The organism is Mesorhizobium sp. M0848, assembly GCF_040319805.1.
Taxonomy (GTDB): Bacteria; Pseudomonadota; Alphaproteobacteria; order Rhizobiales; family Rhizobiaceae; genus Mesorhizobium.
Genome location: NZ_JAMYOM010000024.1, coordinates 44,216 through 68,463 on the forward strand (window position 1 = coordinate 44,216; position 24,248 = coordinate 68,463).

Here is a 24,248-nt window from a genome sequence, read left to right on the forward strand (position 1 = left end):
ATCCAATGAACGCGCTGCCAGCAAATCCTCCAGACGAGACCCACGCCGCGTTGCTTGGCCGGCTGGGCAGCCGTTCCGTCGTCTTCGTCGGACTGATGGGCGCCGGCAAGACGGCGATCGGCCGTAAGGTGGCGACGATGCTGGCGCTGCCCTTCATCGACAGCGACCAGGAGATCGAAAGCGTCTCGCGCATGACCGTTCCGGAGCTGTTCGAGCGCTATGGCGAGACCGAATTCCGGGCGCTGGAGCAGCGCGTCATCCTGCGCGTGCTGGAAAACGGCCCGCAGGTGCTGTCGACCGGCGGCGGCGCCTTCATGAATGCGCAGACGCGCGAGGCGATTGCAGCGCAGGGCGTGTCGGTATGGCTGAAGGCCGAGCTCGATCTTCTGATGGACCGCGTCTCCAAGAAGCAGAACCGGCCATTGTTGAAAAGTGCCGATCCGCGCGCCGTGCTGAAGCGGCTGATGGGCGAGCGCTATCCGGTCTACGCGACATCGGACGTCACCGTGCCGACCCGCGACGACCGCAAGGAAGTCATCGCGACCGAGGTGGTGGACGCGCTGTGCCGGCATTTCGGCATCGATGAGGCGGCTGCGGCGGGCGAGGTGGAATCGTGAGCATCGATGCACCCATTGTCGTCGAAGTAGGCCTTGGCGATCGGACCTATGACATTCTGATCGGCTCGGGGTTGTTGGCCCGCGCGGGCGCGGAGATTGCGCGCCGGCTGCCGGGCACGCGCGCCGCGGTCGTCACCGACGCCAATGTCGCGGCAGCGCATCTCGCTGCCCTTCAGGCCAGCCTCGAAACGGGCGGCATCCAGACCGCCGTGATCACGTTGCCGCCCGGCGAGAAGACCAAGAGTTTTGCCCGTCTCGAAGAGGTGGTCGACGGTGTGCTGGCTGCGAAACTGGAGCGCGGCGACATCGTCATCGCCTTCGGCGGCGGCGTTATTGGCGACCTTGCCGGCTTTGCCGCCGGCATCGTGCGGCGCGGCATGAATTTCGTGCAGATCCCGACCTCGCTGCTGGCTCAGGTCGATTCCTCGGTCGGCGGCAAGACCGGCATCAACAGCCCACGCGGCAAGAACCTTGTCGGCGTCTTCCATCAGCCGAAACTGGTGCTGGCCGACACCGGCGTGCTCGACACGCTGCCGATCCGCGAATTCCGCGCCGGCTATGCCGAACTCGCCAAATACGGGCTCATTGACCGGCCGGAAATTTTCGCCTGGCTGGAAAAGAATTGGGTCCAGGTTTTTGCCGGCGGGCCGGAGAGGGCGCAGGCTATTGCCGAAGCCTGCCGCGCCAAGGCCGATGTGGTTGCGCGCGACGAATTCGAGACCGGCGACCGCGCGTTGCTCAATCTCGGCCACACATTCGGCCACGCGCTGGAAGCCGCCACCCAATATGACGGAAGCCGCCTCGTCCATGGCGAAGGCGTCGCAATCGGCATGGCGCTGGCCTACCGGTTCTCGTCACGGCTCAATCTGGCCAGCCCCGACGATGCCGCGCGCGTCGAGTCGCATCTGCGCGCCGTCGGCCTGCCTTGGCGGATAGCCGACATCCCGGGCGAATTGCCTGACGCCGAGGCTCTGCTTGCCTTCATCGCCCAGGACAAGAAGGTGTCACGCGGCGCGCTGACCTTCATCCTGACGCGCGGCATCGGCCAGGCTTTCATTGCCAAAGATGTTCCGGCATCGGAAGTGCTGTCGTTTCTGACAGAAAACCATCCTGACCAGCAGAAGATGCGGCCGAGATGACCAACGAGCCCGGCTGGATCGTCGTCGCCGTCCTCGCCATCCTCATCGTGCTGCTCGTTGCCGTGCGCACGCGCCTGCTTGCCATGTTCGGATACGAGCTTTCGCGCATCGAGCCGCAGCGTTCCAGCCAGGACGAATTGCGCGGTGCGGTCGACGATTTCCGCCGCGACGGCCAGGTGGTGCGCGAGGATCGCGACCGCGTCGGCGGGCTGTTCGATCTCGCCGAGCTGGAAGTCTCCGACGTCATGGTCCACCGCACCAACATGCGCTCGGTCAATGCGGACAATGCGCCGGAAGCGGTGGTGCGCGAGATTTTGCAAAGCCCGCACACCCGCATGCCGCTGTGGAAAGGCTCGCTCGACAACATCGTCGGCGTGCTGCATGCAAAGGATCTGCTGCGCGCCTTGAACGAAGTCGGCAACGATTTCTCCCGGATCGACGTGATGAAGATCGCCTCGAAACCCTGGTTCGTGCCCGACACCACGACCTTGCAGGAACAGCTCAACGCCTTCCTTCGCCGCAAGGCGCATTTCGCCGTCGTGGTCGACGAATATGGCGAGGTCGAAGGGCTGGTGACGCTGGAGGACATTATCGAGGAGATCGTCGGCGAGATCGCCGACGAGCATGATGTCGACATACAGGGCGTCAAGCAGGAGGCCGACGGCTCCGTCGTCGTCGACGGGACGGTGCCCATCCGTGACCTCAACCGGGCTCTCGACTGGAACCTGCCGGATGAGGAGGCCACCACCATTGCCGGCCTCGTCATCCACGAGACGCAATCGATCCCCGAGGAGAAGCAGGCTTTTACGTTCCACGGCAAGCGCTTCGTCGTGATGAAACGCGACAAGAACCGGATCGCAAGGCTGAGGATCAGGCCAGCCGGCGACACCTGATACGCGCAGGGAGGCCGGGGCACGTCATCCGGCGATCTGGCTGGTCGAGCGTTCGTGGATCGTCGCGCCGGTCTCGGCATCTATGGCGGCCAGGCTGACTTCATAGCCCCAAAGCCTGCGAATGTGACGAAGCGTGGCGTCGCGGCTGGCATCCTCGAGAAGGATGCCGTCATTGACCTTGTGCTGCAGCCGCAAATGGCGGTCGCCGAGCAGATCGACATCCACCACCTGAATGTCCGGCCGGTTCGCGCCGAGATCGTAACTGTTGGCGAGCGCGTCGCGTATCTTGCGGTAGCCGCGCTCGTCGTGGATCGAGGTGACCTGACAATGCGGTTGGTCGGCAGCGTCGCCGAGCACAAAAAACCGCCATTTCCGGATCATGGCCGGACTGAGGTACTGGCGGATAAACGATTCGTCGCGATGATCGGCCCATGCGTCAAGCAGGACCTCGCGCCAGTTGCCCTGGCCGGCGATGTCGGGAAACCAATCGCGGTCCTCGGCCGTGGGTTTGGTCGAGATGCGCTGAATGTCCTGCATCATGTCGAGGCCGAGAGCATAGGGGTTGATGCCTGAAAAGCGCGGATCGTCGAAGGCCGGCTGAAAGACCACGTTGGAATGATTGCGCAGGATTTCGAGCATGGCGCCTTCGCTGATCTGGCCGCGGTCGAACAGCATGTTCATCAGCGTATAGTGCACGAAAGTGGCACAGCCTTCGTTCATCACCTGTGTTTGCCGTTGCGGGTAAAAATATTGCGCGATGACGCGGACGATCCTGATGATCTCACGCTGCCAGGGCTCCAGGACCGGGCTGTTCTTTTCCAGGAAATAGAGCAGGTTTTCCTCAGGCAGGTTGAGCGATTTCTTCCGCTCCGGGTCCTGGCCCTTTTCGTTGGTCGCTTGCTGGGAAGGCGGCAGCGTACGCCACAAGTCGTTGTAGGAGCGCTCCTCGTATTCGAGACGCTCGCGAATTCCTTCGCGTTGCCGTTCGGACGACAGCCTCGGCGGCCGGTGATAGCGAAACACGCCCTGATCCATCAGCGCGTGAGCGGAATCGAGAACAGCCTCGACGGCGGCGAGGCCGTGCCGCTCCTCGCAACGGACTATGTAGCCCTTGGCGAAGTCCAGGTAGCCGAGGATCGCACCCGCATCCGTCCACTGTTTGAACAGCTGATTGTTCTTGAAGAAATGATTGTGCCCGAGCGCTGCATGGGCCGTCACCAAGGCCTGCAGGGCCATGGTGTTTTCCTCCATCAGATAGACGATGCAGGGATTGGAATTGATGACCAGTTCATAGGCAAGCCCTCGCCCGCCTTTGCGATAGAGCAGATCCTGGTGGAGGAAATGTTTGCCGAAAGACCAGTGACGGTACATCAATGGCATGCCGATGGACGAATAGGCGTCGAGCATTTGTTGCGACGAGATGATCTCCATCTGAACGGGATAGGTGTCCAGATGAAGCTCTTCGACCGCAAGTGCCTCGATCGCGTCATAGGCCCGCGACAATGTTTTGAAATCCCAGTCTGACCCTGAGAAAAGCAGACTGGATTTGCTCGCTTGTCTGGCCATCGGGAACCCTCACGCTCTCTTGAGGGAGGCCGGCTGCCTGCCGAAGAGCTGGCGAAAGACCGGGTAGATATCGGCGGGTGTGGCGATGCGGCTCATCTGGAAGTTCGGCCACTTCTGGTCGATGGCGTTATAGGCACGCCACAGCGACGTCCCGTTTTCGGTCGAGCCGAAAATATGGGCTTCACGCTCGTCGATGATCTCGACATAGGCAAAATATTGGCACAGCCGCATGAGTTCGCCGTTGAGCAGCGAAATGCATCGCTCTGAATCGCCGGCGAAATTGTCGCCGTCCGAGGCCTGGGCGGCATAGATGTTCCAGTCGTGGGCCGGGTAACGGCTGGCGATAATACGGTGCATTTCCTCCAGCGCGGTGGAAACGACGGTGCCGCCGCTTTGGGTGTTGTAGAAAAATGTCTCCTCGTCGACCTCCTGAGCCAGGTGCGTGTGGCGGATGAAGACAATCTCGATGCGGTCGTAGCGTCGTTTCAAGAACAGGTGCAGCAGCACGAAGAAACGCTTGGCCAGATCCTTCTCGCGCTCGCCCATGGACCCGGACACGTCCATCAGACAGAACATGACGGCATTGGCGTTCGGCACCGGCCGGGAATCGAAGCGGTTGAAGCGGATGTCGACCGGATCGACATAGGCAATCCGGCGGCGGCGTCGTTCCAGCCGGTCAAGCTCTTCGCGCAATGCCGCAATACGCTGGCGCGCGTCGACGCTGGATGGCGCCGACTCGAGCGAGGCGATTTCCTCGAGGAGGACATCCAGTTCGACCTGCTTGGGGCGCCTCAGCGCAATGCGGCGGCCGTGGCTGTTGCGCATCGTGCGGCCGACATTGATGTTGGTCGGCGAACCGGTGGCGGCGAAGCCGGCTCTGCGCGGCTTGAAGGCAAGGATCTCCTTGAGGTTGAGCTTGACCATGTCCGGGAGCTCGAGATCCTCGAAGAACAGATCGAGCACTTCCTCGCGCGACAGTACGAAACGAAAGTCGTCCTCTGATGCCTTGTTTCCCGGGGACGATGCTCCCCCGCCGCCTCCGCCGGGCTTGGGGATCAGGTCTCCGGCGGAGAAATGCCTGTTGCCCGGCAAGATGTGCTGGCGCCTGCCGGTGTCGCCGGCGTTGTTGAAGCTCGGCTCGCTTGTGCCTCTTTCGGGCATGCGCACGGCGTGCTCGGAATCCGCGTCGGCAATCCTGCCGGTGCGGATCTGGTCGCGTATGCTCCGCTTCAATTCCTCGCGCGCGCGTCGGAGGAAGCGCTGGCGATTGCCGAGACTCTTGTCTTTCGGGTTCAGGCGGCGGTCGATGAAGATCGGCATGGAACCATCCGGGTTCTCTAACCCGCCCTGTTCACCCGCATGTACCAGTCCACAAGGCGACGAACCTGCCGCTCGGTGTAGCCGCGCTCGACCATCCGCTGCACGAATTCATTGTGCCGCTTTTCCGTGACGCTGTCCTGCTTGGAGCCGAAACTGATCACCGGCAGGAGGTCCTCGACCTGGCCGAACATGCGTTTCTCGATGACTTCCCGCAGCTTTTCGTAACTTGTCCACGCCGGGTTGCGGCCATGGTTTCTTGCACGGGCGCGCAGCGTGAATTTCACCACCTCGTTGCGGAAGTCCTTGGGATTGGCGATGCCGGCCGGTTTTTCGACCTGCGAAAGCTCGTTGTCCAAAACCTCGCGGTTGAGGATCTGGCCGGTGTCGGGATCCTTGTAGTCCTGGTCTTCGATCCAGGCGTCGGCATAGGCGATGTAGCGGTCGAAAAGATTCTGGCCGTACTCGCTGTACGATTCCAGATAGGCTTTCTGGATCTCATGGCCGATGAATTCGGCATACCGCGCGGCCAGCTCGGACTTGATGAACTCCAGATAGGCGGCTTCCGTCTCCTTCGGAAACTGTTCGCGCTTGATTGCCTCCTCCAGGATGTACATGAGATGCACGGGGTCGGCGGCCACCTCTTCGGTGTCATAGTTGAAGGTCTGCGACAGGATCTTGAAGGCAAAGCGCGTGCTGACGCCGGCCATGCCCTCGTCGACACCGGCGGCGTCCCGATATTCCTGAACCGACTTGGCCTTGGGGTCGACTTCCTTGAGGTTCTCGCCATCATAGGCGCGCATCTTGGTGTAGAGCGGCGAATTGTCGTGCTCGGCCAACCGGGTCGAGACGGTAAACCGGCTGAGGATGTCCAGCACCTCTGGAGCGCAGGGACTGGCGGCCAATTCGCTCTCCCGCAGCAGTTTCTCGTAGATCTGCCGCTCTTCGGTTATCCGCAGGCAATACGGCACCTTGACCACGAGGATGCGATCGAGAAAAGCCTCATTGTTCTTGTTGTTCTTGAACTGCAGCCATTCCGACTCGTTGGAATGAGCCACGATGATCCCCTGATAGGGAAAGGCGCCGAAATTTTCGGTGCCGTTGTAGCTGCCTTCCTGGGTGGCGGTCAGCAGCGGATGCAGGACCTTGATAGGCGCCTTGAACATTTCGACGAATTCAAGCAGGCCCTGGGTGGTCCGGTTCAGTCCGCCACTATAGGAATAGGCGTCCGGATCGGATTGGCTGAAATTTTCCAATTGCCGGATATCTACCTTGCCAACCAGGGCCGAAACGTCCTGATTGTTCTCGTCGCCGGGTTCGGTCTTGGCGATGCCGATCTGGCGCAGTCGCGAAGGCATCAGCTTGACGACGCTGAACTTGGAAATGTCGCCGGAAAGTTCGTCGAGGCGCTTGGCCGCCCATGGCGAAATGAGTCCGTTCAACCGGCGTCGGGCAATGCCGTATTTTTCCTCCAGCAGGTCGCCCATGCGATCAGGATGGAAAAGACCAAGCGGCGATTCGAAAACCGGGCTGACCTGGTTGCCGACCTTCAGCGTATAGATCGGGCGCTGTTCCATCAACTTCTTCAGCCGCTCGGCAAGGGAGGATTTGCCGCCGCCCACCGGGCCGAGCAAATAGAGGATTTGCTTGCGCTCCTCGAGCCCCTGCGACGCATAGCGAAAATAGCCGGCGATGCGCTCGATTGTGTCCTCCATGCCATAGAAATCGGCAAAGGAAGGATACACTTTCAGGGTCCGGTTGGAGAAAATGCGGCCGAGCCGCTCATCCTTGCTGGTGTCGACCAGGTTCGGCTCGCCGATCGCCTCGACCATCCGTTCAGGCGCTGAGGCATACATCGACTTGTCCTCGCGGCAGGCAAGGAGATATTGCTGGATGCTGATCTCTTCCTGCGTCGCGTTGGTGTAAATTTCCGAAAACAGATCGAAGACGTCAGACTGGTTCTCTCGCATGATGCTTTTGCCCTCGGAGCCGCTGTGGCTTCCATTCGGCTCACCTCGCATTCAACTGTCGGGGGGTACCGTTTGTTCCCTTCATGTGAAGAGGTGGCTACGATCATAAGGATTTGAGGCCACTCCGGGATCAAGGCGCTCGGTGCGGAGCGGTATTCAGCGCGGGTAGCGGGTGTGTGGCGAATCCCTGACTGGACGGCTGGGGCCGCCGCGTGCAGTCTTGCCTCGTCAGGAGACAGTGATGATCGATCGACGAAGCCTGATCATGGCCTCGGTGGCGGCGATGCTGCCATTGGAAGCATCGGCCGCGTCGGAAACACGCCGACCCACGCCAAAAACCTTAGACTACGGGCCGGCCAAGCTCGACATCTATGCGCCCGATGGTGCAATGGACCTGCCGGTCGTGTTTTTCGTTCATGGCGGCACCTGGCAGTTTGGCAAACGCAGTCAGGTCGACGCCAAACCGGCCTTCCTGCTCGCCAACGGCTTCTGCTTCGTCTCTATCGATTACCGCATGTTGCCGCAGGCCGATGTCGCCACCCAGGCCGGTGACGTCGAAAAGGCCTACGCCTACATCAGGGCCAACATCGCCCGGCATGGCGGCGATCCCAACCGCATCGTCGGCATGGGCCATTCGGCCGGCTGCCATCTGATTGCGCTGACCGGCATGCGCGGCGGGTTGCCCGGCATAGCTGCGCTCATTCTCGACGATACCAGGGCCTATGATCTTGCAGCACTTGCCAAGAAGGGCGGCATGGTGCGGGCCTATGCCCGCGTCTTTTCCGATCCCGCGCAATGGGCGGCACTGTCGCCGGCCAGCCATGTCGACGGCCGCAGGCACCCGCCGACTTTCATTGCCTATTCGCGCGCCCCTGGCCGCGGCGAGGACTCCAAGGCCTTTGCCGAGCGCCTGCGCGCGACCGGCACCAAGGTCACGCTGTTCGACGGCAGCGCCTACACGCATATGTCGATCAATCGGGATTTCGGCGAGGATGGCGACGCGCTGACCGCGGCCGCTCTGGCATTCCTGAAATCGACGGTTGGCTGATCTTTACGGCACTGGATCAGATCAAAAGTGGCGGCGGGACATTGCTGTGCGGGCGCGCCAGGGTGCAAGTGCTCTTCGATCGTGAGCGGGAGGGAATTGCATGAACGGTGCCGATGTCCTGTGTGACGTGCTTCTGGCCAACGATGTGACGGTCTGCTTCGCCAATCCCGGCACCTCCGAAATGCACTTCGTTGCAGCACTTGACCGCAAGCCGAAAATGCGTTGCGTGCTCGGGCTGTTCGAGGGGGTGGTGACCGGGGCCGCCGATGGCTATGCGCGGATGACCGATCGGCCGGCCGCGACGCTGCTGCATACCGGTCCCGGCCTGGCCAACGGACTCGCCAACATGCACAATGCCCGGCGTGCCTTCAGCCCGATGATCAACATCGTCGGCGACCACGCCTCTTACCATCTGCCGCTCGATGCCCCGCTCACCAGCGATATCGAAAGCCTTGCGGCGCCGATGTCCAACTGGGTCGGCCGCGTCAAGGGCCCGGCCGATATCGCGCCGGCAGCTGAAGCAGCCTTTCGCGCCTCGCTGACACCACCCGGCGTCGCGACGATGATCCTGCCGGCGGATGCCGCCTGGGGCGAAGTCGACGCGGTTTCGGTCGGCAAGGTGAAGCTGGTGCCAGCGCCGGCCGTCGATATGGACGCCGTGCGCAAGGTCGCCGCGGCGATCCGTGCCGCTCCGGGCCGGGCAGGCATGATCGTTCGCGGAAAGGCCGCACGCGCCGATGCGCTCGCCATCGCCGGGCAAATCTCGACGGGCAGCGACGTCCGGCTGTTCGGCGAGGTTCTGATCGCACGGATGCAACGCGGGCGCGGGCGTGTCGCGCCGGCCCGCATCCCCTATCCGGTCGACGCGGCGATGGCTGTGCTCAGGGATGTCGATGTTCTGATCCTGGTCGGCGCGAAGGAGCCGGTTGCCTTCTTCGCCTATCCGGGAAAACCGGGACGGCTCGTTCGGGAAGGCTGCGAGGTGCTGACACTGGCCGCCCATGGCGAAGATCTGCATGCGGCGCTGGAGGCGCTTCGCGACGAACTTGGCATCAAGCCGCCGAAACGACAGGTCGTCGCGGCCGCTTTTCCCGACGAGGCAACGCCGAGCGGCAAGCTGACGGAAGATGCGATCGCGCTGTCGGTGGCGCGCAAACTGCCGGCCGATGCGATCATTTGCGATGAAGCGGTCACCTCGGCCAGGCGTTTCTTCGCGCTGTCGGCCTTTGCAGCGCCGCACGACTACATGATGGGCACGGGCGGATCGATCGGCGGCGGCATCCCGATGGCGACCGGGGCGGCAATCGCCTGTCCGGACCGCAAGGTGATCAATCTCGAGGCCGATGGCAGCGGGATGTACACGGTGCAGGGATTGTGGACGCAGGCGCGGGAAAAGCTCGACGTGGTGACGATCGTGTTTTCCAACCGAACCTATGCGATCCTGCATGGCGAGATGAAGAATGTCGGCGTCGGCGCCATCGGCGAGAACGCCAGGCGCATGCTCGACCTCGACTATCCCTCGCTCGACTGGGTGTCGCTGGCCAAAGGCATGGGCGTGGAGGCGGCCCGCGCCGATACGTGCGAGCGCTTCGAGGCGCTGCTGGACAGCGCGCTGTCACGGCGCGGGCCGTTCCTCATCGAAGCGGTGCTCTGAGCGCGGCGAAAAACGATAGGCGGAACCGAGCTACCAGCGGGTCTTTTCGCCGGGAGCCGCCGGTTCGATCGCCAGCGCGTGCACGCCGGCCTTCAATTCATCGGCAAGCAATTCATTGACGGCGCGGTGACGGTCGATGCGGCTCATGCCGGCAAAGGCAGAAGCGACGACGCGGACGCGAAAATGCGTCTCGCCGGTGCCGTCGTAAGTGCCGTGGTGGTCGGAGCCGTGATGGTGGTGACCGGCATGGAGATGGCTCTCGTTGATGATAACCAGCCTGTCCGGCGAAAATGCCTTATTGAGCTTGTCTTCCATGGTCGCCTCTATGGACATCGCCATCTCCCTTCACCAAATATCGCTGGCGTCTCGGCCTGGAAACCGAAAATCGGTTTCGCGAGGGGCCGCCGCCGTGCAACAAAATCCGCCATTCGCCTGCTTTATGCCGCGATTCAGCGGTTAGGGCGATGATCGCGAAAATGTCAATTCTTGTTTCGCATCTGCGAACGCCCCATAAATGGGTAAGATGAAGCCGTACCCCAAATATTTCGAGAAGATTCGCGTCCGCCCCGACAAGGACGCGGAGCTGAAGTCGCACTCGCCGATCTGCCAGTGGGACGGCTGCAAGGAAGCGGGCACCCATCGTGCGCCGGTCGGGCGCATGAAGGAGGGCGAGTATTTCCATTTCTGCTTCGATCATGTGCGCGAGTACAACAAGGGCTTCAACTACTTTTCCGGCGTGCCGGACACCGAGGTCGCGCGCTTCCAGAAGGAAGCCATGACCGGGCACCGGCCGACCTGGAAGATGGGCGCCAACGGGGCCTCGACGCGGTCGTCGCCCGATATGGCCCAGATGCGTTCCGGCCGGGCCGGCTACTATAACCGCATGCGCGACCCGTTCGACCTGTTCAAGGGACCGAAGGATCCGCGCGAGGCGCGCGAGCGCAAGGCCAAGCCGCTTGAGGCCAAGGCGCTGGAAACGCTTGGCCTTGATACAAAGGCGACTGGCAAGGAGATCAAGGCGCGCTATAAGGAACTGGTGAAACAGCACCATCCGGATGCGAATGGTGGCGACAGAGGTTCGGAAGACCGGTTCCGCGATGTGCTGCAGGCCTATCGCGTGCTCAAACAGGCGGGCCTGTGCTGAGCGACCATACGGTTCGTGTCGTTTTCCAACTTTCATAAGGTTGGAAAAGGCTCTAAGACCGCCCCCGGACAAAATCGATTGCCGGCGAAATCAGACGTTTCGCCCGTGGAGACGTTGAGAGATATGAACAAGGTCGATCGTGACATCGCCAACCTGCCCGACACGACGGTGTCGGTGAAGGAGAAATTCGGCTTCGAGTCCAAGATGGTGGTGCCGGCCTATTCGGTGACATCGGAGCATGTGCCCGACATCGACCCGGACTATCTCTTCGACAAGAACACGACGATGGCGATCCTTGCGGGCTTTGCCTACAACCGCCGCGTCATGGTGTCGGGCTATCACGGCACCGGCAAGTCGACCCATATCGAACAGGTTGCCGCCCGGCTTAACTGGCCTTGTGTGCGCGTCAACCTCGACAGCCATGTCAGCCGTATCGATCTCGTCGGCAAGGACGCGATCGTCGTCAAGGATGGCCTGCAGATCACCGAATTCCGCGACGGCATCCTGCCCTGGGCCTACCAGCACAATGTCGCGCTGTGCTTCGACGAGTACGATGCCGGCCGTCCGGATGTGATGTTCGTCATCCAGCGCGTGCTGGAATCGTCGGGCCGGCTGACGCTGCTCGACCAGAGCCGGGTCATCCGCCCGCATCCGGCCTTCCGGTTGTTCTCGACCGCCAACACGGTCGGCCTCGGCGACACCACTGGCCTCTATCACGGCACCCAGCAGATCAACCAGGCGCAGATGGACCGCTGGTCGATCGTCACCACGCTGAACTATTTGCCGCACGACAACGAAGTCGCCATCGTGCTGGCCAAGGCCAAGCACTATCGCGACAGCAAGGGCAAGGACATCGTCAACAAGATGGTGCGCGTCGCCGACATGACGCGTTCGGCCTTCATCAACGGCGATCTGTCGACCGTGATGAGCCCGCGCACCGTGATCACCTGGGCCGAGAATGCCGAGATATTCGGCAATATCGGCATGGCGTTCCGGCTGACCTTCCTCAACAAGTGCGATGAACTGGAACGCTCGGTGGTGGCCGAGTTCTACCAGCGCGCCTTTGGCGAGGATCTGCCCGAGAGCGCCGCCAACGTGGTGCTGGGCTAAGCAGAGTCTCGATGGCGGGTCCGGGCGACAACACGCGCAACAAGTCGAAGACGGGTTCTGAAGCCGACGGCTTCAAGCGCGCCGTCACCGTCTGCATGCGCGCCATCGCCGGCGACAAGGAGCTGGAGGTCGGCTTCGCCAAGGACCGGCCGGCGCTCGCCGGCAGCCGTGCGCGTCTGCCAGAATTGCCGAAGAAGGCGTCGAAGACCGATATCGCGATCACCCGCGGCCTCGGCGATTCCATGGCGCTGAAGCGCGCCTGCCACGATGTGCGCATCCACACCAAGCTGGCGCCGGAAGGCAAGGCGGCCCGCGCCATCTATGACGCGGTCGAACAGGCTCGCGTCGAGGCGATAGGCTCACGCGCCATGCAAGGCGTCGCCGACAATATCGGCTCGATGCTGGAGGACAAATACGCCAAGGCCAATCTCGTCGACGTCAAGGACAAGGCCGACGCGCCGATCGAGGAAGCACTCGCCCTGATGGTGCGCGAGAAGCTCACCGGCCGTCCGATCCCGAAAAGCGGCGAGCGGCTGGTCGAACTCTGGCGCCCTTGGGTCGAGGAAAAGGCCAAGGCCGATCTCGACGGGTTGTCGGCCAAGCTCGGCGACCAGCAGGCGTTCGCCCGGGTCGTGCGCGAGATGCTCGCCTCCATGGAAATGGCCGAGGAGCTCGGCGACGACCAGGAGACTGAAGATTCCGAGGACAATGACGACAACCAGCCGCAAGGCGAGGAGCAGAGCGAGGAGGGCGGCGAAGAGGATTCCGGCTCCGAGCAGTCGCAGTCCGAGGACGCCGAAGCTTCGGCCGATGACGAACAGTCGGCCGAGACCGAAGCCTCCGACGCCACCGCGGACGACCTGTCCGACGATGACGACGCCGATGCCGAAACGCCCGGCGAGGCGCGCCGCAACGACAATCCCTTCACCAATCTGCCGAAGGAAATCGACTACAAGGTCTTCACCACGGCTTTCGACGAGACGGTCGGGGCCGAGGAACTGTGCGAAGAAGAAGAGCTCGACCGGCTGCGCGCCTTCCTCGACAAGCAGCTGGCCAATCTGTCCGGCGTCGTCGGGCGGTTGGCCAACCGGCTGCAACGTCGCCTGATGGCACAACAGAACCGCTCCTGGGATTTCGACCTTGAAGAGGGTTACCTCGACCCGGCAAGGCTGGTGCGGGTCGTCATCGACCCGATGCAGCCGCTGTCGTTCAAGCAGGAGCGCGACACCAAATTCCGCGACACGGTGGTGACGCTGGTGCTCGACAATTCCGGCTCGATGCGCGGCCGGCCGATCACGGTCGCGGCAACCTGCGCCGACATCTTGGCCCGCACGCTGGAGCGTTGCGGCGTCTCGGTCGAGATCCTCGGTTTCACCACGCGGGCCTGGAAGGGCGGGCAGGCGCGCGAGAAATGGCTGAAGGACGGCAAGCCGCCGAATCCTGGCCGGCTCAACGATCTGCGCCACATCATCTACAAGTCCGCCGACCATCCGTGGCGGCGGGCACGGCGCAATCTCGGCCTGATGATGCGCGAAGGCCTGCTCAAGGAAAATATCGACGGCGAGGCGCTGCTGTGGGCGCACAACCGGCTGATCGCCCGGCCCGAGCAGCGCAAGATCCTGATGATGATCTCGGACGGGGCGCCGGTCGACGATTCGACGCTGTCGGTCAATCCGGGCAATTATCTCGAGCGCCATCTGCGCGCCGTCATCGAGCTGATCGAGACGCGTTCGCCGGTGGAACTGCTGGCCATCGGCATCGGCCACGACGTCACGCGCTACTACCGCCGGGCTGTCACCATCGTCGATGCCGAGGAACTGGCCGGCGCCATGACCGAGCAGTTGGCTTCGCTGTTCGCCGAGGAAAGCGCGAAGGATACGCGACGCGGCGGTGGTATGCGGCGCGCCGGATGATTTCCAGGCGCGGCGGCTTTCAGCAGACGCTTTTCGCCGCCGTCGCCCTGCTTTCCGGCGTGGCTTCGGCGGCAGCCGGTTCGGCCGACTCTAGTTCTGTCGAACCGGTCGAAATCTCGGCCCGCTCGATCACCGAATTCCACATTGGCCGTGCCGGCAAGCAGTTCGGCCCGTTCGAATTCGTCGGCGGGCTGGAGATGACCTCGCCGACACGCGATTTCGGCGCGCTGTCGGCCTTCCGCTTCCTGAAAGCCGGCGGTGACTTCATCGGCGTTGCCGACACCGGCTTCTGGTTCTTCGGTACGGTGGTCCGCGACGCGGAAAAGCGACCCTCCGGCATCCAGAATTTCCGCATGCAGCAGATGGTCGACCAGACCGGCCGGCCGATCGACAGGAAATGGGAGGTCGATGCGGAAGGTCTCGCGGTCAAGGACGGCATCGCCACCGTCGGCTTCGAGCGCAGCCACCGCGTCGCCCAGTTCAAGATCGACTCCAACGACATGAAGGCACCCTTCAAGCCGCTGGATTTCGCCGTTCCGGCCCGCGAGCTGCGTCAGAATCGCGGCTTCGAGACCGTCACCCACGCCAATGCCAACGGCCAGCATGAGGGCGGCCTAGTCGTGGTCTCCGAGAAGAGCCTGGACAAGGCCGGCAACATCTATGCCGCCATCATCGAAGGACCGCACAAGGGCGTCTTTACCGTCAAGCGCAATGGCGATTTCGACATTACCGACGGGGCCTTCCTGCCGGATGGCGACCTATTGCTTCTGGAGCGCAGTTTCTCGATGGCCAGCGGCGTCAAGATGCGGCTGCGGCGCATCTATGGCGAAAGCGTCGAGAAGGGCGCGGTCGCCGACGGGCCGGTGCTGCTGGAGGCCGACATGGGCTACCAGATCGACAATATGGAAGGGCTCGACGTCTGGACCCGCGGCGACGGCGCGCTGATGGTGTCGCTGATCTCCGACGACAACCACTCGATCCTGCAGCGCAACCTCTATCTGGAATTCATTCTCCACCAGGATGAGCCCGCCGGCTTTACGTCCTGGTGGCGATCCAGATGACATGGCGGGCGCCACGCTTGCCGTTGGCGCGCGTACTGACCTCTTCGACCCCGAAGCCTGCCTGCTTCAGCCGCCGCGTGAAGCCGATGTCGGGGCCTTGCGACCACACTGCCAGCACGCCGCCGGGTTTCAGGGCGCTGCGTGCGGCTGCGAGGCCGTGCACGCTGTAAAGTGCGTCGTTGGATTTGTGGACGATGCCTTCCGGGCCGTTGTCGACATCGAGCAGAATGGCGTCCCAGGCCGCGGGCCGCGACCGGATCAACTGCCCGACATCGGTTTCCTGGATGGTGACGCGAGGATCGTCGAGACAGCCGTCAAAGATTTCGGCCATCGGGCCACGTGCCCAGGCGACGACGGCGGGCACCAGTTCGGCGACGACTATTCCGGCATCATTGGCCAATTCTGTGAGTGCGGCGCGCAAGGTAAAACCCATGCCAAGCCCACCGATCAGGATTGTGGGCCGGCTCTGGCCGGCAATCCGCTCGCAGGACAGTTTTGCCAGCGCTTCCTCGGAACCGCTGAGGCGGCTGTTCATCAGTTCGTTGGTGCCCAGCATGATCGAGAATTCGGTGCCGCGCCGCTTGAGGCGAAGTTCTTGTGCGCCATCCGGGATCTTGGCCGAATCGAGCTGGACCCACGGGATCATGATCTTTGTCCGACCATGATCTTTTCCGAAAACCGGGTCCCACTTTTCGGGATCATGGTTTAAGCCGCTACCGCCGGCTGGCTCCAACGGGCCGCGAGCAGACGGTAGGGGATCAACGCCACCACGGCGATGATCAGCTTCACGCTGAGGTCGCCCAGCGCCCAGGAGATCCAACGCATCGCGTCGACATGGAAGATGCCCATCAAGGGTGCGTTTTCCAACGCAAAGCCGTCGTTGGGACCAGCGAAGGCGAAGGCGGCCGAGAACGCGACGGTGAAAAACACGGCGGTGTCGAACACCGACCCGACCAGCGTGCCGATGATCGGCGCGCGCCACCAGCTCTGCCGGCGCAGCCGGTTGAAGACGGTGACATCGAGCAGTTGCGCGCTGAGGAACGCCGCTCCGGACGCGGCCGCGATACGCACCAGCCGGTCGGCGGCGGTCTCGAGTTCGATCAGGCCGTGGCGGAACAGGAAGGGCGGGACAAGGATCGAGCAGATCACCGCCGTCATGAAGCCGACAAAGACGATCCGGCGCGCCGCAGTGGGTCCGTAGCGGCGGTTGGCGAGGTCGGTGACCAGGAACGAGAAGGGATAGGTGAAGGCCCCCCAGGTCAGAAGATCGGCCAGCGAGAGGCCGCCGATCTGACCCTGCATCGGGAATTGCACGAGAATGTTCGATGCCACGACGACAAGCGCCATGGCGGCCACGAATGGCAAATACCGCGAGAAGGAAGTCATTTTTTTATCCTGGGTAATGGAACCAGCCAAGCACCATGCCCATGCGGGCGATGCTTGCCTTCGTATGTGGGCACCGGATTGCCAAACCTTGCGGCTTCGATCCGATGCTCAGGCCAACAAGATGTTGGCCAGAGGCCAACAAGAGGTCGGCCAGGGCGGTCGTCCCCCGCCTTTGAACTGTTTTAAGCGGCAGCCTGCTCGGCGGTCTTCTTGGCGATCTGCTTTTTCAGCAAACGGGCGCGCTGCGACAATTCCTTGACGTCTGCCTTGGCCAGGAAGGCGTCGAGGCCGCCGCGATGTTCGACCGAACGCAGCGCGTTGGCCGAAATGCGCAGGCGCACGTTCTGGTTCAGCGCTTCCGAAATCAGCGTCACATTGACGAGGTTCGGCAGGAAGCGACGCTTGGTCTTGTTGTTGGCGTGGCTCACATTGTTGCCGGACATGACTGCCTTGGCAGTGAGTTCGCAGGTGCGGGACATTGTTCTAACCTTCAGTTCTCGGGTCTGCCAAACACTCAAGCCCACGCCGGGTGGCGCGCGGTTCTGGTCAGGCGGCCTTATGGAAAAAGTTGGCGTTCCATAGTTGCATTTCGCCGAGGCGTCAAGCTCCGGCTTGCCCAGCCCCTGCATTGCCCACGGCGCGCCCGGCATTTTCATATTAAGGCCGGAATTCATCCTATAAGCGGTTCCATAGGGACATGCCAGACCGGAGTTGCCCGCCTCCGGCCCAAAATCAAGGACCCGATCCCGCCATGCTTCGTTCGCCACATGCCCTTGTTGCCATGCTTGCCATAGCTTTGCCGTCCGCCGCGTCTGCTGCCTCGCCGCAGTCGTTCAAGGGCGAGTACACGGTGTCGTTTCTTGGTCTTTCGATAGCGAAATCAACGTTTTCCAGCCGCTATGAGAACGGCGCCTACGCGATCCAAGGCAGTGTCACCGCGGCCGGTCTCGCCAAGCTGTTCGACGACACGCGCGGCACGATCTCGTCCAAAGGCACGATTGCGGGCAAAAAGATGGTGCCGCAGGCATTCCGCGCCGACTACACCTCCGGCAAGAAGGCATCGGTGGTCGATATCCGCTTTGCCAATGGCAGGGTCACTTCGACGAAGGTCGTACCGGCACCAGGCAAACGCGACCCCAAGAACTGGGTACCGCTCGGTGCCGGCGACCTGGCATCGGTGCTCGATCCCATGGCCGCCACCGTCATTCATGCCGACAGTCTCGACCAGGTCTGCGGCCGCACGGTGAAGTTCTATGACGGCGAGATGCGTGCCGACCTGACGTTGACCTACGCGTCGAAAGGCACGATCTCGGTCCCGGGCTACAAGGGCGACACCGTCACCTGCCAGATGGGCTTCGAGCCGGTGGCGGGTTATCGCAAGGGCCGCAAGGCGCTCAACTATCTCAAGAACAAAAGCCGCATGATGGTGACGTTTGCACCGCTCGGCCAAACCGGCGTATATGCGCCGATCCGTGCCACGGTTGGCACGCAGATCGGCACCTTGACCATCAGCGCCGGGCGTTTCGAAGCCGTACAATAGCCAGGCGCGGAATTGGCGCGCCACTGGAGACAGAATGGGGCGCGCAACACTGATCGGCTTTTCGGCGGTCGCCATGTGGGCGTTGCTCGCACTGCTCACCGATGCGTCGGGCCAGGTGCCGCCGTTCTTGCTGTCGGCGATCACCTTCTCGATCGGCACCGGCGTCGGGCTGGTCGCGCGGCTGTTCATGCCGGCACCCGACAAGAGCCAGAAGATACCGCCGCAGGTGTGGCTGATCGGCATTGCCGGCCTGTTCGGCTATCACTTTTTCTATTTCACCGCGCTGCGCAATGCGCCGGCGGTGGAGGCGAGCCTGATCGCCTATCTGTGGCCGCTGCTGATCGTGCTCGGCTCGGCGCTGATGCCGGGCGAAAAACTGGCCTGGAACCATGTCGTCGGTGCGCTGCTCGGCCTTGCCGGCACCGTGCTGATCGTCACCAAGGGCGGTGGGCTGGCCTTCGACGCCCGCTATTCCTTCGGCTATGCCATGGCTGCCGTCTGCGCCGTCCTGTGGTCGGCCTACTCGTTGTTGTCGCGGCGTTTCCCGTCGGTGCCGACCAGCATCGTCACCTGGTTCTGCGCGGCGACCGCGGTGCTGTCGCTCGCCTGCCACCTGGCGCTGGAACAGACGATTCTGCCTGACGGTGTCGGCCAGTGGCTGGCCGTGCTCGGCCTTGGCCTGATGCCGGTGGGTGCCGCCTTCTATGCCTGGGACATCGGCGTCAAGCGCGGCAACATCCAGGTGCTGGGTGCTGCAAGCTATGCGGCGCCGCTGTTGTCGACGCTGGTGCTGATCGCGGCCGGCGTCGCCGAGCCGTCGCTGCGCATCCTCGCCGCCTGCGTGCTCATCACCGGCGGCGCGGTGCTCGCCGCAAAATCCCTGTTCCTGCGCAAGCCGGCTGCGGTCGAGAGCGGAGCCGAGGCATCCGAAAGCGGAGCCGGGGCATCCGAAGACGGAGCCCGGGCATCCGAAGGCGGAGCCAAGGCATGACGATGCCGTTTGCGGGCGGCATCGACGCCAATGCCAATGCGACACTGATTTTTTCGCTGGCGGCGGCGGTCATCTACGCCTTCACGCTTGGCATGCCGCCGACGCTGGCCCGCTCGGCCGCAAAGACGCTTGCCGTAGCGATGCTTGCCGTGCTGGCGGGGCTGCAAGGCGGCCCGCTGCTGCTGGTCGCCGCGCTCGCACTCAGCGCCGTTGGCGACGCCTTCCTGTCACGCGACGGCGAAAAGGCCTTTCTCGGCGGGCTGGCCAGTTTTCTTGTCGCTCACATCGTCTATGTCGCGCTGTTCCTGCGCAGCGGTGGCGGGTTGGGAGTGCTTGGCGCCGAGCCGTGGCGCGGAGCGATCGCGCTCGCCATGGCGGTGTTCGTGGTCATCGTGCTGGCGGCGCTGTGGCGTCGTGTCGGTCCCAGCCTGCGTATCCCGATCACCGTCTATATCGCCGCGATCCTGGCAATGGGCATCTCGGCGCTGACAACAAGCAATATGTGGGTGATCGGTGGCGCCGTGCTGTTCATGGCATCGGACGGGCTGCTCGCCACGGAGAAATTCCTGGTCGCCGCCATCTCGCCCCACCGCGCCTGGATGCGCTTCGCCGTCTGGGCGCTGTACTACGCCGCCCAGCTCGCGACCACGCTAGGCTTCCTGCTAAATTAGGGCTCTTGCCAAGTTAGGATTGTCCAGGCTGCCAGCCGGGTGCCGCCAGTTCAAAGGCCGCAAACTCGAAGCCCGGCGCGACGGTGCAGCCGACCAGCGTCCATTCGCCCAGGCTGCGCGCCGATTGCCACCAGCCTGCGGGCACGACGATCTGCGGCCGCTCACCGGCTGCGAGATCGATACCGAGGACTTGTTCTATGACCTGATCAACCTTCGGGCTGCCTTCTTCCCACATCGACAGCGCCAGCGGGGCGCCGGCATGGAAATGCCAGACCTCGGCGGCATCCTTGACCCGGTGCCAGGCCGAAACCTGATGCTCCTCAAGCAGGAAATAGATGGCAGTCGAATGGCCGCGCGCGCCGCCGGTGCCATCGCGAAAGGTCTCGGCATACCAGCCGCCTTCCGGATGCGGCTTCAGCCCCAGCGTCGCGATAATTTCTGCGGAGCTGGTCATGGCGACGATACCACCGGGCCTAGAAATTGTCCTTGCGCTTGCGGATTTCGGCAAAGACCTCGGCGTCCGAAGCTTTCTCCAGCCCCAGATGCTTGCGGATCGCCGGATCGTGCCAGCGCAGGAAGGGATTGGTCGACAGCTCCTCGCCGATCGTCGTCGGCAGCGTCGGCTTATTGTCGGCGCGCAGCTTTTCGATCTTGGCGGCGCGTTCCTTCAATGCCGAATTCGTCGGGTCGACGGTCAGCGCGAAACGGGCGTTGGCGAGCGTGTATTCATGACCGCAATAAATAATCGTTTCGGCCGGAAGCGCGGCCAGCTTCTTCAGCGAATCGTACATCACCGGCGGCTTGCATTCGAACAGCCGTCCGCAACCCAGCGCAAACAGCGTGTCGGCGGTGAACGCCACACCCGAAGCCGGCAAATAGTAGGAAACGTGGCCGGCGGTGTGGCCGGGCGTGGCGATGACTTCGATCTTTTCATCGCCAAGATGGAGGACCGAGCCGTCTTCGACGGTTTCGTCGATGCCGGGGATATTGGCCTTTTCCGCTTCCGGGCCGACGATGCGCAGCTTGAAGCGCTCCTTCAACGCAAGATTGGCCTCGACGTGATCCATGTGATGATGCGTGGTCAGGATCATCGTCGGCGTCCAGCCGGTGCGCTTTATCGCGGCCAGGATAGGCGCTTCCTCGGGCGCGTCGATGATCGCGGTCTGGCCGCTTTTGGGATCATGCACCAGCACGCCGAAATTGTCGCTGCGGCACATGAACTGTTCGATTTCGACCGGCATCGCATCTCTCCGTTTATGGCCGCAGACATAGGGCGCCGGCGCGTGGATGTCATCCTGGATGTTGAAGACATCCTGGATGTGAGCAACATTCCGGGACGTTGAACAACATCCCGCAATGTCTAGTGACATTCCCGGAATGCCAGGTCGTCGCGGCCTGTTGTTGAAACCCGCCGATATCGCGGCTACATCCCTGCCATGCATTCCGACATCGTCGATCTTCGCTCCTTCTATTCGACAACACTCGGCCGTTTCGCCGAGCGTTCGATCACCATGGCGTTGTCGTCGATATGGGCGGTCGTGCCCAACGAGCGGCTGGTTGGTCTGGGCTACACCTTGCCGTGGTTGGAGCGGTTCGGCACCGACGCCGAGCGGGTCTTCGCCTTCATGCCGGCGACGCAGGGCGCGGTGGTGTGGCCGGCGACAGGGCCGACGGCGACGGCACTGGTCTTCGACGAGGAACTGCCGCTGGTCGATTCCTGCATCGACCGCATGCTGCTCGTCCATTCGCTCGAACATGTCGAGAACCCACGTGAGACGCTGAACGAGATCTGGCGCGTGCTGTCGCCGGCTGGCCGGGTCGTCATCGTCGTGCCCAACCGGCGCGGTGTCTGGGCGCGCTTCGAGCACACCCCATTCGGCAATGGCCGGCCCTTTTCGCGCGGCCAGCTAACCGAATTGCTGCGCGAGGCGAATTTTACGCCCGCCGCCTGGTCCGATGCGCTGTTCTTTCCGCCGTCGAGGCGCCGTTTCATGATGCGCTTCCACAATGTGCTGGAGCGCGCCGGCCGGCGGCTGTGGCCGATCTTTTCCGGCGTCATCGTCGTCGAGGCGCAGAAACGGCTCTATCAAGGCGTGCCCGTCGTCCAGCGCGCCTCGCGCCGCGTCTTCGTGCCGGTGCTGTCGCCGCATGGCGCCACCCGGCTTGGCCGTCACAAAGCCGGTGCCGAGCCCTCGGCTGCGCGGGTGACGGCTTCGTGATCACGGCAAGCGTGCCTGACGTCGTTTCCCTGCCTATCTGTCGCAAGCGGACCGACAGCCCATCCGGCAGCCCATACGAACGCCTGTCAAGTTTCTCCATCCGGTTTCAGCACTGACGCAAGGACCTCGGCCATGGCTGATCAACCGGACAATGCCGCCGCCGTTCAGCCGGTTGCCGTGGCGGTCGAAGCCAGCAGCCTGCGCGATCAGGTGATGACGATCCGGCGGGCGCTGGCGGGATCGCCGGTTCGCAAATGGTTGCAGTGGACATCGGTCGGCATCATGGCCGTGATCATTGCAACGTCGATCGGCCAGGTTCTGCTCAACCGCTGGAACCAGCCTTTCTACGATGCGCTTGCGCGCCGCGACATGGCGGCCTTCCTGCACCAGCTCCTCGTCTTCGCGATGATCGCCGGCGGGCTGCTGGTGCTCAATATCGGCCAGACCTGGCTCAACCAGATGATCAGGCTCAAACTGCGCGAGGCGCTGACGCTGGATCTGATCGATCAGTGGATGCGGCCGGCGCGCGCCTTCCGGTTGGCCAATGCCGGCGCCATCGGCGTCAATCCCGACCAGCGCATGCAGCAGGACGCCGCGCATCTGTCCGACCTGTCAACCGATCTCGGCGTCGGCCTGCTGCAGTCGTGCATCCTGCTGGTGTCCTTCGTCGGGGTGCTGTGGGAGCTGTCCTCGGGCTTCGTGTTCCACATCGGCGGGACCTCGCTGGCCATACCGGGCTACATGGTCTGGGCCGCCATCCTTTACGCCGGCATCGCCTCCTGGCTGAGCTGGCTGGTCGGGCGCCCGCTCATCCGCCTGAACAGCGACCGCTATACACGCGAAGCCGAGCTGCGCTCCTCGATGGTGCGCGTCAACGAGAATGTCGATGCCATTGCGTTGTATCATGGCGAGGCCGACGCCAGGCGGCGGCTCGAACTCGATCTCGGCACGGTGCTGGGCGCCATGCGGCGCATCTACACCGCCCAGATCAACCTGTCCTGGGTGACCGATACCTATGGCTGGATCACCGTCGTGGCGCCCATACTGGTCGCTTCGCCGGTCTATTTCTCAGGTGATATCAGCTTTGGCGGGCTGATGATGGCGGTCGGCGCCTTCAACCAGGTCCACTCCTCCTTGCGCTGGTTCATCAACAACATCGGCAGTATCGCCGATTGGCGCGCCACGCTGATGCGCGTGGCCGATTTCCGCATCGCGCTCGATGAAACCGATGCGCTGCACGACACCGAAAAGCGCATCGCCTTCGGCCAAAACGTCAATGGCAGCCTGACTTTCGAGAAGCTCGAAGTGACCTCGCCGGAGGGTTGCACCAGACTCGCCGACCCGCATGTCGAAATCCGCCCCGGCGAGCGCGTCATGATCACCGGCGACCCCGGTGCGGGCAAGACGCTGTTCTTTCGTGCCATTGCCGGCCTGTGGCCATGGGGAAGCGGCCGGATCGGCCTGCCGGCGGGAGAAACCCCCATATTCGTGCCGCGCGTGCCTTATTTTCCGGTCGGCACGTTGCGCGAAGTCCTCGATCACCCGAACGGGCCCGCGCCGGCGAACGATGCCGACATTTCGGCGGTGCTGGCCGAGGTCGGCCTGGGACGGCTATCCTCGTCGCTCGACCGCGCCGGGCGTTGGGACCATGAGTTGGGCGATGACGAACAACGCTCGCTGGCCTTCGCCAGGCTCGCGTTGCGGCAGCCGAAATGGGTGATCATCGATGAGGCGCTGGATGCGTTCGACGGCCCATCGCTAAGACGCGTGCTGTCGATGCTCGAGAAGCGTTTGCCGGGGACAGCGATCCTCAACATCGGGCGCGGCCAGCACAACAACCACTTCTTCCCCCGCGCGTTGACGATCGTCAAGGATTCCGGTGCGCCAGCCCTGAAGCCCGCCCGCGTCAGGGCCGGCGCGATCGAACCGCCGCCAGCCGCCGCTCGTCGCAAGAAATGAGCTGATTTCCGGGCGAGGGAAGCAGAGCTTTATTTTGCCGCGATCGCGAG

General features: G+C 63.1%; 23 protein-coding genes. 14 read left to right on the forward strand and 9 right to left on the reverse strand.

Translation table 11 applies throughout. The annotated features are described in order from the left end of the window. Positions 1-5 precede the first annotated feature (5 nt). The 3 genes from NKH95_RS24975 to NKH95_RS24985 are packed head-to-tail and all read left to right on the forward strand — an operon-like array spanning position 6 to position 2,649. Complete coding sequence (locus NKH95_RS24975) at positions 6-617, forward strand: shikimate kinase (protein ID WP_128304684.1); 612 nt, start codon at positions 6-8, stop codon at positions 615-617. After that, positions 614-1,756 (forward strand): 3-dehydroquinate synthase, encoded by a 1,143-nt coding sequence (gene aroB, locus NKH95_RS24980; protein WP_352893565.1) that lies wholly within the window; start codon positions 614-616, stop codon positions 1,754-1,756. The genes NKH95_RS24975 and aroB overlap by 4 nt, the downstream gene beginning before the upstream one ends. After that, on the forward strand, positions 1,753-2,649 hold the full coding sequence (locus NKH95_RS24985) for an HlyC/CorC family transporter (RefSeq protein ID WP_128304682.1): 897 nt from the start codon (positions 1,753-1,755) through the stop codon (positions 2,647-2,649). The genes aroB and NKH95_RS24985 overlap by 4 nt, the downstream gene beginning before the upstream one ends. A gap of 24 nt (positions 2,650-2,673) precedes the next feature. Here NKH95_RS24985 and NKH95_RS24990 read toward each other — a convergent pair whose 3' ends face one another. Genes NKH95_RS24990 through NKH95_RS25000 form a run of 3 tightly spaced genes read right to left on the reverse strand, consistent with a single transcriptional unit; the run spans position 2,674 to position 7,502 of the window. Next, positions 2,674-4,215 (reverse strand): SpoVR family protein, encoded by a 1,542-nt coding sequence (locus NKH95_RS24990; protein WP_023811068.1) that lies wholly within the window; start codon positions 4,213-4,215, stop codon positions 2,674-2,676. A 9-nt stretch (positions 4,216-4,224) separates the two neighbouring features. Continuing rightward, positions 4,225-5,535, reverse strand: a complete 1,311-nt coding sequence (locus tag NKH95_RS24995) for a YeaH/YhbH family protein (protein ID WP_352441756.1) — start codon at positions 5,533-5,535, stop codon at positions 4,225-4,227. A gap of 17 nt (positions 5,536-5,552) precedes the next feature. After that, on the reverse strand, positions 5,553-7,502 hold the full coding sequence (locus NKH95_RS25000) for a PrkA family serine protein kinase (protein ID WP_352723208.1): 1,950 nt from the start codon (positions 7,500-7,502) through the stop codon (positions 5,553-5,555). Between the two features lie 241 nt (positions 7,503-7,743). Here NKH95_RS25000 and NKH95_RS25005 point away from each other — a divergent pair, with 241 nt between their 5' ends. Together NKH95_RS25005 and NKH95_RS25010 are read left to right on the forward strand one after the other, a co-directional pair. Then, the gene (locus NKH95_RS25005) at positions 7,744-8,550 is read left to right on the forward strand and encodes an alpha/beta hydrolase (protein WP_352554447.1); all 807 of its coding nucleotides are present in this window, start codon (positions 7,744-7,746) and stop codon (positions 8,548-8,550) included. A gap of 100 nt (positions 8,551-8,650) precedes the next feature. Continuing rightward, positions 8,651-10,204, forward strand: coding sequence for an acetolactate synthase large subunit (locus NKH95_RS25010; protein ID WP_128304679.1), 1,554 nt, complete (start codon positions 8,651-8,653; stop codon positions 10,202-10,204). 30 nt (positions 10,205-10,234) lie between these two features. Here NKH95_RS25010 and NKH95_RS25015 read toward each other — a convergent pair whose 3' ends face one another. Continuing rightward, the gene (locus NKH95_RS25015; RefSeq protein WP_128304678.1) at positions 10,235-10,537 is read right to left on the reverse strand and encodes a BolA family protein; all 303 of its coding nucleotides are present in this window, start codon (positions 10,535-10,537) and stop codon (positions 10,235-10,237) included. Between the two features lie 181 nt (positions 10,538-10,718). Between NKH95_RS25015 and NKH95_RS25020 the strand changes: the two genes are divergently transcribed. From NKH95_RS25020 to NKH95_RS25035, 4 genes are all read left to right on the forward strand, one after another. Further along, positions 10,719-11,348, forward strand: a complete 630-nt coding sequence (locus NKH95_RS25020) for a J domain-containing protein (protein WP_032909134.1) — start codon at positions 10,719-10,721, stop codon at positions 11,346-11,348. A 123-nt stretch (positions 11,349-11,471) separates the two neighbouring features. Beyond that, positions 11,472-12,458: a cobaltochelatase subunit CobS gene (cobS, locus tag NKH95_RS25025; RefSeq protein ID WP_023811073.1), complete on the forward strand. Its 987-nt coding sequence runs from the start codon at positions 11,472-11,474 to the stop codon at positions 12,456-12,458. 11 nt (positions 12,459-12,469) lie between these two features. Further along, entirely contained in the window at positions 12,470-14,371 is a 1,902-nt protein-coding gene (gene cobT / locus NKH95_RS25030; protein WP_352893569.1) for a cobaltochelatase subunit CobT, read from the forward strand. Beyond that, positions 14,368-15,432 carry an esterase-like activity of phytase family protein gene (locus tag NKH95_RS25035; protein ID WP_352893571.1) on the forward strand — a complete coding sequence of 355 codons (1,065 nt, stop codon included), beginning with the start codon at positions 14,368-14,370 and terminating at the stop codon, positions 15,430-15,432. Before cobT ends, NKH95_RS25035 begins: the two co-directional genes overlap by 4 nt. Here the strand turns inward: NKH95_RS25035 and NKH95_RS25040 are convergent. The 3 genes from NKH95_RS25040 to rpmB all read right to left on the reverse strand — a co-directional run bounded on the left by NKH95_RS25040 (position 15,407) and on the right by rpmB (position 17,297). Continuing rightward, a complete protein-coding gene (locus NKH95_RS25040) occupies positions 15,407-16,078 on the reverse strand; it encodes a spermidine synthase family protein (protein ID WP_352441750.1) in 672 nt (223 codons plus the stop codon). The genes NKH95_RS25035 and NKH95_RS25040 overlap by 26 nt on opposite strands. Before the next feature lie 59 nt (positions 16,079-16,137). After that, positions 16,138-16,818 (reverse strand): queuosine precursor transporter, encoded by a 681-nt coding sequence (locus NKH95_RS25045; RefSeq protein ID WP_352441749.1) that lies wholly within the window; start codon positions 16,816-16,818, stop codon positions 16,138-16,140. Positions 16,819-17,000: 182 nt separating this feature from the next. Then, a complete protein-coding gene (gene rpmB, locus NKH95_RS25050; protein WP_013529373.1) occupies positions 17,001-17,297 on the reverse strand; it encodes a 50S ribosomal protein L28 in 297 nt (98 codons plus the stop codon). Between the two features lie 272 nt (positions 17,298-17,569). Here rpmB and NKH95_RS25055 point away from each other — a divergent pair, with 272 nt between their 5' ends. The 3 genes from NKH95_RS25055 to NKH95_RS25065 are packed head-to-tail and all read left to right on the forward strand — an operon-like array spanning position 17,570 to position 20,020. Next, entirely contained in the window at positions 17,570-18,358 is a 789-nt protein-coding gene (locus NKH95_RS25055; protein WP_023811078.1) for a DUF3108 domain-containing protein, read from the forward strand. 34 nt (positions 18,359-18,392) lie between these two features. Further along, the gene (gene yddG / locus NKH95_RS25060) at positions 18,393-19,349 is read left to right on the forward strand and encodes an aromatic amino acid exporter YddG (RefSeq protein WP_352893574.1); all 957 of its coding nucleotides are present in this window, start codon (positions 18,393-18,395) and stop codon (positions 19,347-19,349) included. Continuing rightward, complete coding sequence (locus NKH95_RS25065) at positions 19,346-20,020, forward strand: lysoplasmalogenase family protein (protein ID WP_128304673.1); 675 nt, start codon at positions 19,346-19,348, stop codon at positions 20,018-20,020. Before yddG ends, NKH95_RS25065 begins: the two co-directional genes overlap by 4 nt. A gap of 13 nt (positions 20,021-20,033) precedes the next feature. Here the strand turns inward: NKH95_RS25065 and NKH95_RS25070 are convergent, their stop codons facing one another. After that, positions 20,034-20,474, reverse strand: a complete 441-nt coding sequence (locus NKH95_RS25070) for a cupin domain-containing protein (RefSeq protein WP_128304672.1) — start codon at positions 20,472-20,474, stop codon at positions 20,034-20,036. Positions 20,475-20,493: 19 nt separating this feature from the next. Continuing rightward, positions 20,494-21,261 carry a hydroxyacylglutathione hydrolase gene (gene gloB / locus NKH95_RS25075; protein ID WP_128304700.1) on the reverse strand — a complete coding sequence of 256 codons (768 nt, stop codon included), beginning with the start codon at positions 21,259-21,261 and terminating at the stop codon, positions 20,494-20,496. A gap of 195 nt (positions 21,262-21,456) precedes the next feature. On the opposite strand from gloB, the gene NKH95_RS25080 reads away from it, so the two are divergent. Together NKH95_RS25080 and NKH95_RS25085 are read left to right on the forward strand one after the other, a co-directional pair. Then, positions 21,457-22,239 carry a class I SAM-dependent methyltransferase gene (locus NKH95_RS25080; RefSeq protein ID WP_352441747.1) on the forward strand — a complete coding sequence of 261 codons (783 nt, stop codon included), beginning with the start codon at positions 21,457-21,459 and terminating at the stop codon, positions 22,237-22,239. 132 nt (positions 22,240-22,371) lie between these two features. Continuing rightward, positions 22,372-24,198 carry an ABC transporter ATP-binding protein/permease gene (locus tag NKH95_RS25085; RefSeq protein WP_352441746.1) on the forward strand — a complete coding sequence of 609 codons (1,827 nt, stop codon included), beginning with the start codon at positions 22,372-22,374 and terminating at the stop codon, positions 24,196-24,198. Positions 24,199-24,248 lie beyond the last annotated feature (50 nt).